Origin of the sequence: Nocardioides dubius, from assembly GCF_039528155.1 — a bacterium.
In the GTDB taxonomy this organism is placed as follows: domain Bacteria; phylum Actinomycetota; class Actinomycetes; order Propionibacteriales; family Nocardioidaceae; genus Nocardioides; species Nocardioides dubius.
The window spans coordinates 2,479-19,281 of record NZ_BAAALG010000019.1; the positions used below are offsets into that span (position 1 = coordinate 2,479).

A 16,803-nucleotide genomic window follows, 5' to 3' on the forward strand; every position below is an offset into this window, starting at 1 on the left:
CCTCCTGGAGACCCTCGACCCGAAGCGGTTGCCGTTGCACGGCGGAGACGCCACCACCGTCGTCGTCACCATCAGCCTCGACGCGCTGCGCAACGAGATCGGCACCGCCACCCTGACCACCCAACGCGACGGCTTCCACGACAGGATCTCCGCAGGCGAAGCAAGACGCCTCGCCTGCAACGCCGGCATCATCCCCGCCGTCCTAGGCGGAGAGAGCCAGCCGCTCGACCTCGGCAGAACCAAGCGCTTCTACAGCGCCGCCCAACACCGAGCCCTCGCCCTCATCCACCCCTACTGCCTAGCCGAGAACTGCCGAGTTCCGGCGACCTGGTGCGAAGTGGACTTCCCCTGGTTCGGCGGCAACACCGACCTGGCCGACGGCAGCCTCCTGTGCAGCAAGCACCACCACTACATCCACGACCCCACCTACACCGTCGAACACCTCCCCCACGGAGGCATCCGCTTCACCCGGCGCAGGTAAGGGCGGGGCCGCCTAGTAGACGAGCGCCTGGACGCCCTCGCCCAGCGCCTCCTCCACGAAGACCGCTGCTCCGGCGATCCGGACCCCGGGCAGCAGCTGCTCGGCGGTGATCTCACGCCGGTCCGCGCACTGCGTGCAGACGGTGATCCGGCCGGCCGCCAGGATGGTGTCGCGCAGGTCGGCCAGCGGCGTGGCCAACGGCACCTCGAACTCCTCAGCGCGTCCGGGCAGACCGAACCAGGAGGCCTCACCGGTCAGCCACAGGCCCACCTCCACGCCGGACGCTGCCGCAGCCGCAGCGACGGTGAACGCCTGGTTGCAACGCTCCGGCTCGTCGGCGCCGCAGGTGACCTTGACCAGAAGAGAGCGTGTCATGGGCCTGAGCCTAATGCTGCGCGGAAGCAGCGCCGCTCACCACTAGACTGGCCCGCATGCCGTTCGAGCTCCCTGAGAACCTCCACCCCAACTGCGCCCCGCTCGCCTGGATGCTGGGCACCTGGCGCGGCAACGGGCACGGTGACTACCCCACCATCGAGAAGTTCCAGTACGGCCAGGAGCTGATCTTCACCCACGACGGCCGCCCGTTCTTCCACTACATGGCCCGCTCCTGGATCGTCGACGACGAGGGCAACAAGGTCCGCGACGCCGCCATCGAGACCGGGTTCGTGCGCTGCCAGCCCGAGGGCAAGGTGGAGGTGCTGCTGGTGCACAGCTCCGGCGTCGCCGAGATCTGGTACGGCACCGCCGGCGAGGGCAAGCTGGAGATCACCACCGACGCGATCGCCACCACCGAGACCGCCAAGAAGGTGCAGGCCGGCCACCGTCTGTACGGCAACGTCGAGGGCGACCTGCTCTACGCCTACGACATGGCCGCCATGGACCAGGCCCTCCAGCCGCACCTGTGGGCACGACTCAAGCGGCAGTAGCACGATGAACGAGTTCGCCGACCGGCTGCGCAGCAGCGGCAAGCGCCTCACCCCGCAGCGGGAGCTGATCCTCGCTGCGGTGGAGACCCTCGGGCATGCCACGCCCGACGAGGTCTTCACCGAGGTCCGCAAGCGCTCCTCCGCGGTGAACCTCTCCACCATCTACCGCAACCTCGAGGTGCTCGAGGAGCTCGGCCTGGTGCGGCACACGCATCTCTCGGATCGGGCGCCGACCTACCACGCCCTCGGCAGCCACGAGCACTTCCACCTGGTCTGCCGCGCCTGCCAGAAGGTGATCTCGGTGGACCCCGCGATCCTCGACGACGTGATCGCACGCCTGCGCACGCAGGAGGGCTTCATCCCCGACGTCGGGCACCTCACCATGTTCGGCACCTGCGTCGACTGCGCAACGAGCTAGTGGCGACCCGGGCCACTAGGCGACGATCGGCCCCAGCAGTGCAGCCAGGCGGGTGACGGCGTCGTCGATCTGCTCGGCCGCCAGGTCGTAGTTCTTCGGCGCCTTGCCGTACGGGTCGGCGATGTCCGGCTCGGGCACCGGCACCGAGCCCCGCACCATCGCGCAGGAGGCGATCAGCGAGGCCATGTCCTCCGGGGCAGGTCCGCGTGCCACGACCTCCTCGGCGAGGGCCACGAACTCGGTCAGGGTGAAGCTGCGGCGCAGCGCCTGCGGCGTGTCGGCGAGCATCGCCGAGCGGATCCCGCGCGTCGCGGTCAGCACCAGGTCGGCGTGTGCCAGCAGCTCGGTGTCGCAGATCCGCGAGCCGAAGCGCTCGGCGTTCCCACCACGCTCGACCAACGTGCGCTGGGACTCAGGTGCCATCTCCCGGCCGTCGATCGCCCGGACGCCCGCCGAGGCGACCTCCACCGAGCCGCCGAACCCGGCGTCCGCCAGGCGCAGCTCGAAGAGTCGCTCGGCAACCGGTGACCGGCAGATGTTGGCGACGCAGACGAAGAGCACAGTGGGGCGCACCCGGGAAGCCTAGTTCCCGGCTCGGATGCGCCCACCAGGGCCCTCGCCGGTTGGTAGGCTCCGCCTGATGTCCGAGCAGAGCCGGTCCGGGGAGCGGACACGCGGTCGCCCGGGGGCGACGTCGCATGCCGAGATCGAGCAGGCTGCCTTCCGGCTGTTCGCCGAGCACGGCTTCGAGCAGACCACGCTGGACGCGATCGCCCGCGAGGTCGGCGTCGGCAAGCGCACGCTGTTCCGCTACTTCGACTCCAAGAACGACATCCCGTGGGGCCAGTTCGACCAGACCCTCGATCACTTCCGCGCGGTGCTGCGCCGCGACGGTGACGACGTCCCGCTCTGGCAGGCCGTTCACCGCGCCGTGCTGGAGTTCAACACGTTCCCTGCGGACGCCTCCCCGCCGCACCGCGAGCGGATGCTGCTGATCCTGCGGACGCCGGCGCTCCAGGCGCACTCGGTGCTGCGCTACGGCCAGTGGCGCGACGTGATCGCCGAGTACGTCGCCGAGCGGACCGGCTGCGCGCCGACCGAGCTCCTGCCGCGCACCATCGGCCAGGTCAGCCTGGCGTTGGCGCTGGCGTCCTACGACACCTGGCTCGAGGACGACCAGGCGTCGCTGACCGAGGTGTTGGCCCGGTCGATGGACCACCTCCGCGGCTACCTGTCCGACTGAGCGGCCCCGGGCCGGGCACCTCTGCCGCGGACCACGGCAGGCAGCAGAGCCCGCACCGAGCGCCCCCGCCATGCCGAGGTCCACACACCCGCGCCGTAGGCGAGGTCGTCCAGGCGCCGCGCCAGCAGATGTCGGCACGGGTCGAGCGGAACGTCCGCGCGCTGTCGGGCACGCACCCCGTCGACGATCAGGCTGGCAACCAGCATCCGGCGGACCCGCCGCGAGCCCAGGCTCAGCGCGAGACTCAACGGCCAGCCGTGGCGGAGCATCAAGGCCGGCACCTGCTCCGCCGCGCTGAGCGCACCGCGCGCACTCAACGAGAGCGCCTGACGCCGGGCAGTGCCCGCCGGCCCGGGGAGCCGCCGGGCCGAACCGCGCCACCCCACCACCCAGGCCGCCGCCGCAAGCGGCACCGCACCACGCCGTTGCAGGGCCAGTGCCAGCAGGAGCGCCGCGGTCCACGGCGCGAGCACGGCCGGCGCGACCAGGTCGCCGTGTCGCTGCGCCAAGGCGGTCGCGCCCGTTCCGTAGTGGAAGCGCCGCTCCAGCCACGCACCCCAGCCCACCCGGTGCTCGTGGCGGACGACCGCGTCGGCGTCGTAGCGCACCACACCGCCCGCCGTGTGCAGGCGCCAGCAGAGATCGACGTCCTCGGCCACTCTCATCTGCGGATCGAAGCCGTCGCCGAGCAGGTCGGCAGCGGCCAGCCAGCAGGCACTCGGCACCCAGCCGACCGCGCTGCGCGGGGCCACCACGCCGGAGAACTGACCCATGTCGAGGGCCGACGCACCCTGCTCGTAGCGAGCGAGCCAGGACTCCCCGGAGCCGTCCAGGGCCGCGATCCTCGGCGCCACCACGGCCAGCGCCGGATCGGCGAAGTGTCGCAGCAGTCGATCCACCGCGGCGGCGTCGAGGACGACGTCCGAGTCGGCGAAGAGCACCAGCCTGGTCCGAGCCGCGCGCAGCCCGGCGTTGCGGGCGGCCGCCGGCCCCTGGTTGACCGGCAGCCGGAGCACCCGATGTCCGGGCCGGTCACCGACGACGTCGCGGATCGCAGCCGCCTCCGGTGGCGAGGAGCCGTCGTCCACGACGATCACCTCGGCGCAGCCGGAGGGCACCGACTCCAACAGCCTGCGCAAGGACGCGGCCCGGCCCCGGATCGGGATCACGACCGTGACCTCGCTCCGCTGCAGCTGGGCGACGGTCTCCAGGTCGAGCTCGGCGACCCCGGCACGCAGCAGCCGGGTGGCGAGCGCAGCGCTCGCGCCGTCGCGGACGGCGATCGCGTCGTCCACGAACAGCCGGCGAGCGGCGCTGGTGAGCCGGAACAAGCGGGCCGGGCTGCCGCCGATGAGCGTCTGCCCATCGAGCCAGCGCGCGGCCGGCACCAGCCGGACCACCGCACGGTCAGGGAGGGTGCTCATCCCACGAATCCGCCGTCGGCGGAGACCACCGATCCGTTGAGCGCGGCGCCCTCCGGCGAGCAGCAGAGGGCGATCACGGCTGCCTGCTCGGCGGGGTCGATCGCACGACGCAGCAGCTGGTGCGCGCTGAGCTCCTCGGTGTCCGGCAGGCCGTAAAGCTCGGCGGTGGCCCGCAGCATCGCCGTGTCGGTGGCACCGGGGGCGACCGCCACCGCGGTGACGCCGGTTCCGACCAGGTCTGCCGCCAGCCCACGGACGATGCCGATCACCGCATGCTTGCTGGCCGCGTAGGCAGCGAGCCCGAACATGCCCCGTTGGCCGGCGGCCGAGGCGATCGCGACGAAGCGTGCCCGGCTCGGGTCGGGGTTGGCCAGCAGGTGCGGAACCGTTGCGGCGGCCGTGTTCCAGACGCCACGTGCGTTCACCTCCCACTGCGCGGTCAGGTCCTCGGCAGGCGTCTGCCACAGCGGGCGCCCACCGCCGATCACGCCGGCCGCCGCCACCACCGCGTCCAGCGCCCCGAACTCCTCGACGGCGCGCGCCGCGGCCCGCTCCAGCGCCTGTTGGTCACGGACGTCGGCGACCACCGCGAGGACCTGGTCCGGATGGGCGGCGACCACGGCGTCGAGGTCGTCGGAGGTGGCCAGCGCACCGACCACACCCGGTGGCCTCTGCGTGCCCGCACAGGAGTCCAACGCCAGCACCCGATACCCCTGCGCGCAGAGCGCAGCCACGGTGGCGGCTCCGATCCCCCGTGCCGCGCCGGTCACCAACGCACTCCGCGGGGCGTTCACCGCGACTCCGCCGGCTCGCCGATGGCAGCGGGCGCCGTCAGGCAGCCGCGGGCGTCACCCTGCCCGCCGAGGACCCGGCGCGCGACGTCGGCGACCAGCTCCTGCCACAGCTCCCGGCCCGCCTCGGCGTCGGCGGTCCTCGGGTCGCCGAGCACGCCATTGGCCGAGACGCCGCGGACCCCGCTGCGGATCAGCTCCGCGAGGATCTCGCCGATCGGGCGCACGTCCCCTGCCTCGGCCAGCTCCACCGCGACCTTCTCGGGCGCCAGATGCAGGAGCAACGAGGTCTCGGTGTGGCCGGCGTGAGCGTCCGCATGACCGTTCGCGCAGGGAACCCAGGCAACGTCGTGCCCCTCGTCGCGCAGTTGCGTCACCGCCCGCGACAGGGCCATCACATTGCCGCCGTGGCCGTTGACGAAGACCACCGAGCCGGCCCAGAGCCGCAGCGAGCGGGCCAGCTCGATCAGCACCACGACCAGCGCCTCGGTGCCGATCGAGACGGTGCCGGCGAAGCCCTGATGCTCCCCCGATGCGCCGTACGGCAGGGCGGGAGCCAGCAGCACCGGTCCGCGACCTGCGTCGCGCCGGCCGAGGGCGATCAGCTCGGCAGCCGCGTGCGCGGCCCGGGCCGCCACCGAGGTGTCGGTGCTCAGCGGCAGGTGCGGGCCGTGCTGCTCCGTGGAGCCGATCGGCACCAGCACCAGGGCGTCCTCGGGCACCTGGGGCCAGGTCAGGTCGTCCAGGATCAGCACCGAGCGGTCCGTGCCGGGCATCGGTTCAGCCGACCAGGTGCCGGGCCGGGTCGGCGCCCAGAGCGCGGTCGAAGCCGGCCGGCACCAGCAGGTGCTCGGGGGTGAGCTCGGTCAGCGACGAGACGGCGAGTCCCCGCATCGCGGAGTCGATGCCGCCGTTGATCACGTCGATCACGTTCTCCACACCGGCCTGGCCGTTGGCGGCGAGGCCCCAGAGATAGGCGCGACCGATCAGCACCGCCTTGGCGCCGAGTGCCACCGCCTTGACCACGTCCGAGCCACGCCGCACGCCGCCGTCCATGACCACGTCGATCTGGCTGCCGACGGCCTCGGCGATCGGGCGGACCATCCGGATCGCGGCCGGGGTGCCGTCGATGTTGTTGCCGCCGTGGTTGGAGACCGAGATCCCGGCGACGCCGGCGTCGACCGCACGCAGCGCGTCGTCGATGCGGCAGACGCCCTTGAGCACGAACGGTGCACCGCCGCTGATCTGCGACCACGTCTCGCGCATCCACGCCACGTCCTCCCAGGTCGGCGCCGGGGTGGTCATCCACTCGTAGTAGGCACCGAAGAAGGTCGGCGCGGCACCACCGGGCGGGGCCAGGTTGGGCGCGGTGAGGTCGGGGATGTTGCGTGCCTTGAGGAACCGCATGCCCCAGCGCACCTTGGTGGCGACCTGCGGAGCCATCCGCACCATCGTCTTGAGGTCGACCTTCTCCGGGATCTCCGGGCTGCCCCAGTCGCGCCCCATCGAGAACGACCAGTCCAGGGTGGCGATCAGGCCCTTCGAGCCAGCCTCGTGGGCCCGCTGCATCCGCTGGATCATGGTGTCGCGGTCGCCGGTCCAGTACATCTGGAAGAAGGTGGTCGCGCCGGTGGCGACGACCTCCTCGACCGACTTGGAGGCGAAGTTCGACAGGCCCATGATGGTGCCGCGGGCCGCAGCAGCGCGGGCGACGGCGACCTCCCCGTCGGGGTGTACCGCCTGGACCCCGGTGGGGCTGATGATCACCGGCGAGTTGATCTGCTGGCCGAAGACCGTCGTGCTCTGGCTCCGCTCCGCAGTGGCGCCGACGACGTGCGGTGCCATGCCGAGCTCGGTGAAGGCAGCCTGGTTGTCGGCGATCGACTGACCGCGCTCGGAGCCTGCCACCAGCGCGCCGTAGACCGGCTTGGGCAACCGTCGACGGGCGCGCTCCTGAGCGACGGCGACGGACTCGAACCACGGGTTCTGCTTCCAGGGGTTCTCGATCTTCATCAGCAGCATGCCTTTCCGGTGCCGCCGGCACTGCAACCGCAGCCGCCGGGGAGGGTGTCGAGGGAGGCCGGATCGAAGCCGGCCAACGGGTTCTCCGCGCAGGCCGAGACCGGCGGCGCGGCAGGCAGCGAGAGCTCGTCGGGACGCCGGCTCAACGTCAGCATCACCGGCTGGTTGCGGGTGGGGTTGGCCTTTGAGTGGTCCTGGCTGGCGGCCGGGATCTCCCGGGGCCCGGCCAGCGCCTGCTCGCCATATCCCTGCACGCACTCGGGATCGGGCCCGTCGAGCGGTAGACCGGTGAAGAACTTCGCGGCCATGCAGCCGCCCCGGCAGGAGTCGAAGAACTGGCAGGAGGAGCACGCTCCGCCGGTCTGCGGCGAGCGCAGCTCGGTGAACAGTGCCGAGGTCTGCCAGACCCTCTGGAATCCGCCCTCGTCGAGCAGGTTGCCGGCCAGGAAGTTGTCGTGGATCGCGAACGGGCAGGCGTAGACGTCGCCGATCGGGTCGATCAGGCAGACCACCCGGCCCGCGCCGCACAGGTTGAGCCCCGGCAGGGACTCGCCGAACGCCGCCAGGTGGAAGAACGAGTCACCGGTCAGCACGTTCTCGCCGTGTGCCATCAGCCAGTCGTAGAGCTCACGCTGCTGGTGCGGCAATGGGTGCAGCTCGTCCCAGACGTCGGCGCCCCGGCCGCTCGGCCGCAGCCGGGTCAGTCGCAGAGTGGCACCGAAGCGGTCGGCCAGTGCCTTGAACTCGTCGAGCTGCCCGATGTTCTGCCGGGTGCAGACCACCGAGATCTTGGCGTCCTTGAACCCGGCGTCCTGCAGGTTCGCCAGCGCCCGCAGCGCGGTGTCGTAGGAGCCGGGCCCCCGCACGTAGTCGTTGACCTCGGCGGTCGCGCCGTCCAGGGAGATCTGCACGTCCACATAGCCGTTGCAGGCGGGCGAGGCCAGGAACGCAGCACGCTCGGCGTCGAGCCGCACGCCGTTGGTGGAGAACTTGACGCCCACCTGGTGGTTGACGGCGTACTCCAGCAGGTGCCAGAAGTCCGGGCGGATGGTGGGCTCGCCGCCGCCGATGTTCACGTAGAAGACCTGCATCCGCTGCAGCTCGTCGATCACCGCCTCGCACTGCTCCGTGCTGAGCTCGCGCGGGTCGCGGCGACCGCTGCTGGACAGGCAGTGCGCGCACTCCAGGTTGCAGGCGTAGGTGAGCTCCCAGGTCAGGCAGATCGGGGCGTCGAGACCGAGCTCGAACTGCTCGATCAGGGTGCCGCCGAGCGGTCGCGCCGGGGCGGCCTCGCGATTCTGCAGGGTCGTCATCAGGCTGCTCCTTCTCGGGGACGGATCATGTCGGCCTGGGCCAACGAGTCGAGGGCGGCGGCGTAGGCCGCCCACTGGGGCTCCGGCACTCCTGCCTCCAGCAGGGCGGAGCGCACGTCATCGCACTCCGCCAGCGCCGTCACCACCCGCACCAGCTCGGGGCGGCGCAGGAAGGTGAGACGACGATTGCCGAAGTGGTACGCCAACGCGCCGAACGGCTCGGGCCGAAGGGCCACCGCGGGCGAGAGCTGCCATGCCTGGTCGAGCATCGGAGCCCCCGCAGATCAGTAGACGCCGCACATGCCGTCGATCGAGACTTCCTCGATCAGCATGTCTGCGGTGATCTGCTCGTCGGCACCGTCGATCGGGTCGATCTGGGTGTTCATGGGCAACCTCCTGGTGTCGGGGTGGCGTGCGCCACACCCAGGAGGTTAATGGCACTCGTTGCCATAAATCCAGGGGTTCGCGAATAAAACTTACGTCAGTAGGCCCCGCGGCTCAGGACGACCGCTCGGATCGTCTTGAGCATGATCAGGATGTCGCCCACCAGCGACCAGTTGTCCACGTAGTAGAGGTCCATCCGGACCGCCTCGTCGAAGGGCAGGTCGCTGCGCCCGGAGACCTGCCACAGACCGGTCAGGCCAGGACGGACCAGGAGCCGTCGATGCATGTGCGCCGGGTAGACCTCGACCTCGGCCGGCAGCGGCGGGCGCGGCCCGACCACGCTCATCTCACCGCGGATCACGTTGAACAGCTGCGGAAGCTCGTCGATCGAGAACCGGCGCAGCCACTTCCCCACCCGGGTCACCCGGGGGTCGTCCTTCATCTTGAACAGCACGCCGTCGGTGTCGCTGTGCGCCGCCAGCTCGGCCAGCCGCTGGTCGGCGTCGACCGCCATCGAGCGGAACTTCCACATCGCGAACCGGACGCCGTCGCGACCGCTGCGCTCCTGGCGATAGAAGACCGGGCCCCGGTCGTCCGCCTTGATCGCCAGCGCAGCCAGCAGCATCACCGGCGCAGCAGCCAGCAGCATCGCTGAGGCGACCAGCAGGTCGAAGCTCCGCTTGAGCAGGCCCTGGGCCCGGCTCACCTGCGGCTTGTCGACGTAGACCAGCGGCATCCCGCCGACCTGGCGCATGTGGATCCGCGGGCCGGCGATGTCCAGCAGCGCGGGAGCCACGACGAGGTTCACCTGGTGCCCCTCCAGCGCCCAGCCGATGTCCCGCAACGCGGCGGCCGACTCGTGTCCGCCACCGGCCACCAGCACGGTGTCGGCGCCGGTCGCCTCACAGGCGGCCACCAGCCGGTCCGTGCCGCCGAAGACCCGCACGCCGTGCACATCGGCCGGCAGCGCGGCGCCCCCGGACGCCGCGCTGCCCGGCAGGCAGGCACCGACCAGGGTGTACCCGGTCCAGTGCAGTCGATCGAAGTTCGCCTGGATCTCGCCGAGCGCGGCCGGACTGCCGACGGCGACCACCCGCTCCTGCAGGTATCCCCGCGAGCGCAGCAGGTGCAGCACCTTGCGCACCAGGTACCGACCGGTCAGCAGCATCGCGGTGCCGCCGGCGAAGCAGACGATGAAGTAGCCGCGCGACAGGTAGCTCTGGGTGAGGAAAGCGAGCGTGCCACCCGCCCCGGCCGCGATGCCCGAGGCCATCGCCACCACCCGGAACTCCTCCAGCCCGCCGCCCAGGTTGCGCCGGGCATAGGCCCCGAAGCCGACCAGGCAGCAGAACCAGGCCACGAAGAGCCACGGGGTGATGCCGTTGTTGATCGAGAAGACCAGGGTCTCCTGGGACGGCGCGATCATGCCGTCGAGCCAGGCCCGCATCGAGACCGCGATGAAGGAGGTGAAGGCGAGCAGGGCGGCGTCCACCGCCGCGATCACGACGACCAGGCGCCACATCCGCCGTGCGAGCGAACCGGTCGGCAGGACCGGTGCCGACGCCGGGGCCAGCTCACGCCGGGCGGCCGGTACCGCGGGCGCGCCGGAGCCGATCGCAACCTCACGCATCAACTCGCTCATGGCTATCCCCGACTCAACGGATCGCGCGGTACGCCGTCAACAGCGCCCCACGTGCTGACACCGGGTCAACGAGCCAACGAACCTGAGGTCACACCGCCAGCGCGAGTTCTGCGTGAATTCGCTCGGGCCGGTCTGGACCGGAGCGCGCTCAGCGCGGCGCGACCGCCAGCAGCTCGCGCGCCTGGGCCGCGGTGATCGGGCTCCGCTGGGCGAGTGCGGCCATCGCCGCCGCCCGCTCGACCAGCTGGGCGTTGCGCTCCACCGGGACGCCCCGCGCCAGGGTCAGCACGTCCTCCATGCCGACCCGCAGATGCCCGCCCATCGCCAGCGCGCCGAGCGCGACCGGCAGCGTGCTGCGACCGATCCCGGTGGCCGACCAGCTGGTCACCTCTGCCGGCAGCGCCGCGACGGCGGCGACCATGGTGGGCAGGTCCCCCGGCATGCCCCCGGGCACCCCCATCACCAGGTCGACGTGGACCCGGCCTCCGTAGGGCAGCCCGTGCTCGCGCAGCAGCCGGCCCAGGGCATGCACCTGACCGAGGTCGAAGAGCTCGAACTCGGGCACCACCCGGCGCTCCTGACTCAGCTGGTAGAGGTCGACGACGAACGGCCACGGGTTCGCGAAGACGTCGTCGCCGAAGTTGGTGGTGCCCATGGTCAGCGAGCAGGAGTCCGGCCCCGCCTCCAACACCCGCAGCCGCGCGTCGAAGCCGTCATGCACCGAGCCACCGGTGGAGAGCTGCACGACGAGCCCACAGCCCTCACGCAGCGCCGCGACGGTCTCCGTGAGCCGAGCGACCTCCAAGGTGGGCAGGTGCTCGTCGTCGCGCACATGCACGTGGATCATCGCGGCACCGGCAGCCTCGCACTCCTGCGCGGTGGCGACCAGCTCCTTGAGCGTCGTCGGCAGGGCCGGGCAGGCCTGCTTGCTGGTCTCCGCGCCGGTGGGCGCGACCGTGATCATCACCTGCTGTGCACTGACCTTCTCCATACCCGGCATCGTGACAGAATCACGCGTCCTTCCGACAGCCCCGAGCGAAAGATTTTCCCGATGCGTGCCGTAGTTCAGCGAGTAATCGAGGCTTCAGTGACAGTTGACGGGAAGATTGTCGGCAAGATCGGCGAGCCCGGCCTGCTCGTCCTGCTCGGCGTCACCCACCACGACGACGCCCGGGACGTGACCTGGCTGGCGCGCAAGGTCCGCGAGCTGCGGATCATGCGCGAGGAGCGGTCCGCCGGCGACCTGGGCGCCCCGATCCTGGTGGTCAGCCAGTTCACCCTCTACGCCGACGCCCGCAAGGGCCGGCGCCCGACCTGGAAGGCGGCCGCGCCCGGCGCCGTCAGCGAACCGCTCTACGACGCCTTCTGCGCCGAGCTCGAGCGCGCCGGATCCCCTGTGCAGCGTGGGATCTTCGGGGCCGACATGGCCGTGGCCTCGATCAACGACGGACCGATCACCCTGATCCTGGATTCGCCTGCTCGCGATTGATGCCAAAGGGCGGCGGCGCAGTAACCCGAGCCTCTACGCTTCGTTGACTGCGCGTCGCCAGTTTCCCCATTGATCACTAAGGCTTGGTGTGGACCTCAAGGATCTCCTGCACGTTCTCGGGCGCCGTTGGAAGACGATCGTCTCCCTCTTCCTGCTGGCCGTCATCGCCTCCGGCGTCTACTCCTTCCTGGCGACGCCGCAATACGAGTCGAAGGCCCGGATCTTCATCTCGACCGACGTCGACGATCCGACCGAGGCGATCGCCGCCAACTTCATCTCGACCAGCCGGGTGACCTCCTACGCCGACCTGGCGACCAACTACGAGATCATGCAGCTGGTGATCGACGAGCTGAACCTCGACCGCTCCCCCAACGAGCTGGCCGACCAGATCAAGGCCGAGGTCGAGCCGCTGACGGTGATCATCAACATCACCGTGACCGATCCCGACCCCGCGGTCGCGCAGCAGATCGCTCGGGTGCACTCCGAGGCGATGACCGACTACATCGGCAAGATCGACGCCCCCAAGGGCGCGGTCACCCCGATCCGGGCCACCGTGGCGGACGCCGCCTCCTACGACCCGGATCCGGTCGCCCCGCGCACTGTGCTGAACGTGATCATCGCCGGCATCATCGGCCTGATCGTGGGCATCGGCATCGCCCTGCTCCGCGAGGTCATCGACAACACCGTCAAGACCGCCGAGCACGTCGACAAGTACAGCGGCGGCGCCGGCGTGATCGCGCACCTCGCGCACGACCCGGAGATGGCCAAGCACCCGCTGTTCACCGACCTGTCGGGCTACGCGCCGCGGGCCGAGGCGTTCCGGGTGCTGCGCACCAACCTGCAGTTCCTCGACCTCGACAACCAGCCGCGCTCGTTCGTGATCACCAGCGCGATCCCCGGCGAGGGCAAGACCTCCACCTCGACCAACCTGGCGATCGCGCTCGCCCAGGCCGGCCAGCGCGTGCTGCTGGTCGACGGCGACCTGCGCCGCCCCCGGATCGCCGACATCCTCGGCCTGGAGGCCTCGGTGGGCATGACCACGGTCCTGGTCGGCAAGTCCACCCTGGCCGAGAGCATCCAGGTGCACCAGGCCAGCGGCGTCTCCTTCCTGGCCGGCGGTCCGCTGCCGCCCAACCCCACCGAGGTCCTGCAGTCGCAGGCCACCCGCGACCTGATCGAGCGGCTGCGCACCATGTTCGACGTGGTGATCATCGACGCTCCCCCGCTGCTCCCCGTGGCGGACGCTGCGATCCTGGCCCGCGCAGCCGACGGCGCGATCATGGTGGTCCGCTACGGCAAGACCACCCGTGACCAGCTCGAGCAGGCCACCGGCCGCCTCCAGCAGGTCGACGCCCGGATGTTCGGGGTGGTGATCAACCGCGCTCCGCGCCGGGCCACCAGCCACTATTACTACTACTACGGAGACGGCGAGGAAGAGACGCTTCGCCCGGTCCGATGACCTGGGGCAAGTCGCTGGCGACCTACCTCGTCGGCGTCGTCCTGCTGGCCGGCCTGCTGCTGGCCGCGCGGGACTCGCTGATCCTCGGCGCGGTCGCCGCGGCGGTGGCGCTGAGCTTCGCGATCTGCGTCCAACTAGGCCCGGAGCGGGCCGGCACCCTGTTCGTCACCATCGCCCTGTTCTGCGGGCCGATGGGCGGCGCGACGCCGCTGCCCGGCGCCACCTTCGTGACCTTCGCCGACATCTTCTTGGTGGTCGGCTTCGGGCTGCTGGCGCCTGGCTTCTTCGTGCACCGCTTCCAGCTCCCCCCGCTCTACCTGGCCGGCGTCACCCTGGCCGTGGTGATGGGGATCGTGGCGACCCTGAACGCCGAGGACCCGTTCGTCAGCGCCAACCTCTTCGCCCGCTTCCTCGCCTCCGTGGTGATCCTGCCGATCGCCTTCCTGCTCTGGGCGCCCTCGATCCAGGTCACCGTCAACCTGGCCCGGGCCTATGCGCTGGGCACCGTCTTCAGCACCGGCTGGGGTCTGGTCGAGGGCACCGCCGCCGACACCGGTCGCTACATCGGCCTGACCGAGCACCCGAACGCCTTCGGCCTCACCGGCGTGCTCGCCGCGGCGCTGATCCCCTTCATCGTCAGCCACACCAAGCCGTCGTGGCAGTGGCTGTGGTGGGGCGTGGGAGCCATCCACCTCTTCGCGATCTGGATCAGCGGCTCGCGCGCCTCGCTGCTGGTGATCATCGCGCTGATCGCGCTCTATGTGGCCGTCGAGCGCTCGACCAAGGCCGTCGGCTGGCTGATGGCCGCCGCACTGCTGGTCCTGCCCTTCGCCGAGCGCCTGCTGACCCGCAGCGACAACGCCCTGGGCCGGTTGCTCGGCGGCGGCAGCGCGAGCAACTCCGACATCGAGCGCGAGCAGGCGCTGGACAAGGGCATCAAGGCCTTCTTCGAGCATCCCCTGCTGGGCAACGGCTTCGAGGACGCCCTGCACGCGCACAACGTCTACCTGCAGATCGCCGTCTGCATCGGCGTCTTCGGCCTGGTGGGCTGGGTGCTGATCCTGCTCGCCACCTGCCTGCCGCTGGTCTCCCTGCCGCGTCCGCTGCACCGGATCGGCTACCCCGCCATCGGCTACGCGATGACGGCGCTGCTGACCTCGCTGATCTGGGACCGCTACATCTGGCTGGTGCTGGTGCTCGCCCTGGTGGTCTCGGCCAACCCGGAGGCCCGCAGCCGCGCCGCGGAGCCGGATCCGGAGAACGACGAACGCCCCCGGCTCCAAGGAGCCGGAGGCGTTCGCAAGCGTTGACCGCCCGGATCAGATGCTGATCAGGACCTCGGCCACCGAGCCGGTGGCGGCAACGACCTTCTTGTCCACGACGTCGGCCTTGGGGGCCAGCGTGCGCAGGGTCCACTCGCCGTCACCGGCGAAGAAGCGGAAGTGACCGGTCGCCGAGGTGGGCACCTCGGCGGTGAACTCGCCGGTCTTGTCGAGCAGGCGCACGTAGGCGTTGCCGACCGGCTCGCCGTCCCGCACGACCTGACCCTGGACCACGGCTTCCTTGGCCACGTTCACACCGTCGAGCGGCAGACCGCCCTCAGTTGCACCGCACATGCTCAGGCCTCCCCGGGCTCGTCGCCCAGAACGACCGGCACGCCGACCAGCGAGCCGTACTCGGTCCAGGAGCCGTCGTAGTTCTTCACGTTCTTCTTGCCCAGCAGCTCCTGCAGGACGAACCAGGTGATCGAGGAGCGCTCACCGATGCGGCACAGCGCGATGGTGTCCTTGTCCTCGTCGAAGCCGACCTCGGCGTACAGCGCCTCGAGCTCCTCGTTGGACTTGAAGGTGCCGTCGTCGTTGGCGTTCTTGCTCCACGGCACGTTCACCGAGGTGGGGATGTGACCGGCGCGCTGAGCCTGCTCCTGCGGGAGGTGGGCCGGGGCGAGCAGGCGACCGGCGAACTCGTCGGGGCTGCGCACGTCGACCAGGTTCTGGGTGCCGATGGCGGCCACGACGTCGTCGCGGAAGGCGCGGATCGACTGGTCCTGCTCGGTCGCCACGTAGGTGGTGGCCGGGCGGGTCGGGACCTCGGAGACCAGCTCGCGGGCGTCGAGCTCCCACTTCTTGCGGCCACCGTCGAGCAGCTTCACGTTCTTGTGGCCGTAGAGCTTGAAGTACCAGTACGCGTAGGCGGCGAACCAGTTGTTGTTGCCGCCGTAGAGGACGACGAGGTCATCGTTGGCGACGCCACGCTCGGAGAGCAGTGCCTCGAACTGGGCCTTGTTCACGAAGTCGCGGATGACCTGGTCCTGCAGGTCGGTGGTCCAGTCGAGCTTGATCGCACCACGGATGTGGCTGCGGTCGTAGGACGCGGTGTCCTCGTCGACCTCGATCACCACGACGCCGTCAGTCTCCAGGTTGTCCTCGACCCACTGGGCGGTGACGAGTACGTTCTCGCGGCTCATTTCTCTCTCTTTCGCATGGATTGGAAAAGCTTGGTGGTGGTTGTCCGGCGATTCAGCGGGCCGGGGCCGGAGCCCGCGCGGCGAAGCGCTTGCCCAGCAGGTACATCTCGCAGCCCAGGCAGAAGCCGATGACCGCGTTGAGCAGTGCTGCCGCCAGCGCGAAGCCGACAGCGATGGCGCCGAGCGTCTCCAGGCCGGCCAGGTAGCCGACCAGGGCGACGACGGCGAAGGCCAGACCCACGCTCTGCGCGAACCGCGGCGGGGCCGGGTCCTCGAGCTCCACGGGCGGAGCCAGCCGTGGGCGGACCACACGGCGGTAGAGCCAGCCGAGCGGGGTGCGCCCCAGTCCGAGCAGCGCGCCGCTCGCGAAGAGGAGCGCCTGGACCGCCAGCAAGGCGACGCCGGCCGGGTGCGGAGCGGTCAGCAGCACCACGGCGAGGACCACGGAGGTCACGCCTGCCGCGAACCGCGGGCCGCGAGGGTCGATGCCCTGCTGCTCACTCATCTCTGCTCCTTCGATGTCCTGGGTGGTGCTCAGCTCCTCGCGGGGCGAGGCATGCGGACACCCGGGACCGATGGGCGGAGATGGTCAGGCCGACATGAGCCACCGACAGGGCAGCCACGCGGGCACCGACCAAATGAGGGGTGTCCGATCAGGACATTCGACACAGCGCCGAGCGCACGCGGCAGTGGTCCACTGCGCGGCGCTTGGTCAACATGGTCGAGAACATGGCAGAAACTCTA

Annotated in this window: 21 protein-coding genes; 7 read left to right on the plus strand and 14 right to left on the minus strand. The window is 70.6% G+C overall.

What is annotated here, in order from left to right; genetic code table 11:
* The coding region (locus tag ABD151_RS21355; RefSeq protein ID WP_343996893.1) for a DUF222 domain-containing protein at positions 1–481 on the plus strand (481 nt) is incomplete at its 5' end.
* A gap of 12 nt (positions 482–493) precedes the next feature.
* Here ABD151_RS21355 and ABD151_RS21360 read toward each other — a convergent pair.
* Positions 494–856, minus strand: a complete 363-nt coding sequence (locus ABD151_RS21360) for a DsrE family protein (RefSeq protein ID WP_343996894.1) — start codon at positions 854–856, stop codon at positions 494–496.
* A 56-nt stretch (positions 857–912) separates the two neighbouring features.
* Between ABD151_RS21360 and ABD151_RS21365 the strand changes: the two genes are divergently transcribed.
* The gene (locus ABD151_RS21365) at positions 913–1,407 is read left to right on the plus strand and encodes a heme-binding beta-barrel domain-containing protein (protein WP_343996895.1); all 495 of its coding nucleotides are present in this window, start codon (positions 913–915) and stop codon (positions 1,405–1,407) included.
* A gap of 4 nt (positions 1,408–1,411) precedes the next feature.
* The gene (locus ABD151_RS21370) at positions 1,412–1,825 is read left to right on the plus strand and encodes a Fur family transcriptional regulator (RefSeq protein WP_343996896.1); all 414 of its coding nucleotides are present in this window, start codon (positions 1,412–1,414) and stop codon (positions 1,823–1,825) included.
* A 15-nt stretch (positions 1,826–1,840) separates the two neighbouring features.
* Here the strand turns inward: ABD151_RS21370 and ABD151_RS21375 are convergent, their stop codons facing one another.
* Positions 1,841–2,398: an arsenate reductase/protein-tyrosine-phosphatase family protein gene (locus ABD151_RS21375; protein WP_343996897.1), complete on the minus strand. Its 558-nt coding sequence runs from the start codon at positions 2,396–2,398 to the stop codon at positions 1,841–1,843.
* Positions 2,399–2,465: 67 nt separating this feature from the next.
* On the opposite strand from ABD151_RS21375, the gene mftR reads away from it, so the two are divergent.
* Positions 2,466–3,068, plus strand: a complete 603-nt coding sequence (gene mftR, locus ABD151_RS21380) for a mycofactocin system transcriptional regulator (RefSeq protein ID WP_343996898.1) — start codon at positions 2,466–2,468, stop codon at positions 3,066–3,068.
* Here the strand turns inward: mftR and mftF are convergent.
* From mftF to ABD151_RS21425, 9 genes are all read right to left on the minus strand, one after another.
* Positions 3,053–4,492 carry a mycofactocin biosynthesis glycosyltransferase MftF gene (mftF, locus tag ABD151_RS21385; RefSeq protein ID WP_343996899.1) on the minus strand — a complete coding sequence of 480 codons (1,440 nt, stop codon included), beginning with the start codon at positions 4,490–4,492 and terminating at the stop codon, positions 3,053–3,055. The two genes, mftR and mftF, sit on opposite strands and share 16 nt — an antisense overlap.
* Complete coding sequence (locus ABD151_RS21390; protein ID WP_343996900.1) at positions 4,489–5,286, minus strand: mycofactocin-coupled SDR family oxidoreductase; 798 nt, start codon at positions 5,284–5,286, stop codon at positions 4,489–4,491. The genes mftF and ABD151_RS21390 overlap by 4 nt, the downstream gene beginning before the upstream one ends.
* Positions 5,283–6,059, minus strand: coding sequence for a mycofactocin biosynthesis peptidyl-dipeptidase MftE (gene mftE / locus ABD151_RS21395; RefSeq protein ID WP_343996901.1), 777 nt, complete (start codon positions 6,057–6,059; stop codon positions 5,283–5,285). Before mftE ends, ABD151_RS21390 begins: the two co-directional genes overlap by 4 nt.
* 4 nt (positions 6,060–6,063) lie before the next feature.
* The gene (gene mftD / locus ABD151_RS21400) at positions 6,064–7,296 is read right to left on the minus strand and encodes a pre-mycofactocin synthase MftD (protein ID WP_343996903.1); all 1,233 of its coding nucleotides are present in this window, start codon (positions 7,294–7,296) and stop codon (positions 6,064–6,066) included.
* Positions 7,296–8,618, minus strand: coding sequence for a mycofactocin radical SAM maturase (mftC, locus tag ABD151_RS21405; protein WP_343996905.1), 1,323 nt, complete (start codon positions 8,616–8,618; stop codon positions 7,296–7,298). The genes mftD and mftC overlap by 1 nt, the downstream gene beginning before the upstream one ends.
* On the minus strand, positions 8,618–8,887 hold the full coding sequence (mftB, locus tag ABD151_RS21410) for a mycofactocin biosynthesis chaperone MftB (RefSeq protein WP_343996907.1): 270 nt from the start codon (positions 8,885–8,887) through the stop codon (positions 8,618–8,620). The genes mftC and mftB overlap by 1 nt, the downstream gene beginning before the upstream one ends.
* Positions 8,888–8,902: 15 nt before the next feature.
* Positions 8,903–9,004 carry a mycofactocin precursor MftA gene (gene mftA, locus ABD151_RS21415; protein ID WP_343996909.1) on the minus strand — a complete coding sequence of 34 codons (102 nt, stop codon included), beginning with the start codon at positions 9,002–9,004 and terminating at the stop codon, positions 8,903–8,905.
* 95 nt (positions 9,005–9,099) lie between these two features.
* Positions 9,100–10,644 (minus strand): sugar transferase, encoded by a 1,545-nt coding sequence (locus tag ABD151_RS21420; protein WP_343996910.1) that lies wholly within the window; start codon positions 10,642–10,644, stop codon positions 9,100–9,102.
* A gap of 148 nt (positions 10,645–10,792) precedes the next feature.
* Positions 10,793–11,635 (minus strand): beta-keto acid cleavage family enzyme, encoded by an 843-nt coding sequence (locus tag ABD151_RS21425; RefSeq protein ID WP_343996911.1) that lies wholly within the window; start codon positions 11,633–11,635, stop codon positions 10,793–10,795.
* Positions 11,636–11,695: 60 nt separating this feature from the next.
* Between ABD151_RS21425 and dtd the strand changes: the two genes are divergently transcribed.
* The 3 genes from dtd (at position 11,696) to ABD151_RS21440 (ending at position 14,902) form a co-directional block, all read left to right on the plus strand.
* The gene (dtd, locus tag ABD151_RS21430) at positions 11,696–12,133 is read left to right on the plus strand and encodes a D-aminoacyl-tRNA deacylase (protein ID WP_343996912.1); all 438 of its coding nucleotides are present in this window, start codon (positions 11,696–11,698) and stop codon (positions 12,131–12,133) included.
* Positions 12,134–12,221: 88 nt separating this feature from the next.
* The gene (locus ABD151_RS21435) at positions 12,222–13,592 is read left to right on the plus strand and encodes a tyrosine-protein kinase domain-containing protein (RefSeq protein WP_343996913.1); all 1,371 of its coding nucleotides are present in this window, start codon (positions 12,222–12,224) and stop codon (positions 13,590–13,592) included.
* A complete protein-coding gene (locus ABD151_RS21440; protein ID WP_343996914.1) occupies positions 13,589–14,902 on the plus strand; it encodes an O-antigen ligase family protein in 1,314 nt (437 codons plus the stop codon). The genes ABD151_RS21435 and ABD151_RS21440 overlap by 4 nt, the downstream gene beginning before the upstream one ends.
* Positions 14,903–14,911: 9 nt before the next feature.
* Here the strand turns inward: ABD151_RS21440 and ABD151_RS21445 are convergent, their stop codons facing one another.
* Genes ABD151_RS21445 through ABD151_RS21455 form a run of 3 tightly spaced genes read right to left on the minus strand, consistent with a single transcriptional unit; the run spans position 14,912 to position 16,564 of the window.
* The gene (locus tag ABD151_RS21445) at positions 14,912–15,208 is read right to left on the minus strand and encodes a DUF1416 domain-containing protein (protein WP_343996915.1); all 297 of its coding nucleotides are present in this window, start codon (positions 15,206–15,208) and stop codon (positions 14,912–14,914) included.
* 2 nt (positions 15,209–15,210) lie between these two features.
* Complete coding sequence (locus ABD151_RS21450) at positions 15,211–16,059, minus strand: sulfurtransferase (RefSeq protein ID WP_343996917.1); 849 nt, start codon at positions 16,057–16,059, stop codon at positions 15,211–15,213.
* 52 nt (positions 16,060–16,111) lie between these two features.
* A complete protein-coding gene (locus ABD151_RS21455; RefSeq protein WP_343996918.1) occupies positions 16,112–16,564 on the minus strand; it encodes a DUF4395 domain-containing protein in 453 nt (150 codons plus the stop codon).
* Between the last annotated feature and the right edge of the window lie 239 nt (positions 16,565–16,803).